At 71.3% G+C, this 574-nt stretch carries 1 protein-coding gene; it reads right to left on the reverse strand.

Going from position 1 to position 574, the window contains the following annotated elements; translation table 11 throughout:
- Nucleotides 1–557, reverse strand: a 557-nt coding sequence (locus tag IEY86_RS36080; RefSeq protein WP_229699095.1) for a GGDEF domain-containing protein, incomplete at its 3' end; no start/stop codon positions are given.
- Between the last annotated feature and the right edge of the window lie 17 nt (nucleotides 558–574).

Raw genomic sequence — 574 nt, forward strand, 5'->3', positions numbered from 1 at the left:
AGCCACCCGCCGCCGGTCTGCTTGGCGCCGTACATCACCTCATCCGCACACCGCAGCAGAACGGACAGGTCAGCGGCCGTGCCGCCCTCGTGCCAGACGGCGCCGATCGAGGCCCCCAGCGCCAGCGGCTGTCCCTCGTACCGCACCGGTTCGCACAGGCGGGTGTGCAGCCGCTCAAGCTCCCACCGCAGGTCCGCATGGCTGTAGGAGCGGATCGCGGCGGCGAACTCATCCCCGCCCAACCGCGCCGCCACCCCGCACGCGACCCGGTTCCACAACAACAGCCGCTCTCCGACCATCCGTAGCGCGGCATCACCGGCCGCATGCCCGGCCGCGTCGTTCAGCGCCTTGAAGCCATCCAGGTCGATGACCAGCACCGCACACGGACCACCCGCCAGCACCTTGCGGGCCCGCCGCTCGAACACCTCCCGCCCGACCAGCCCGGTCAACGGATCACGGCGAGCAGCAACGATGCGACGGCGCATCCACAGACTGTGGATGGACCAGCCAGCAGCCAGCGGCGCAGTAGCCGCCAATGCCGTCAGGGCGCTGCTCACGCTGCCACCCCCGACCG

This window comes from Wenjunlia tyrosinilytica (genome assembly GCF_014646055.1).
Lineage (GTDB): Bacteria > Actinomycetota > Actinomycetes > Streptomycetales > Streptomycetaceae > Wenjunlia > Wenjunlia tyrosinilytica.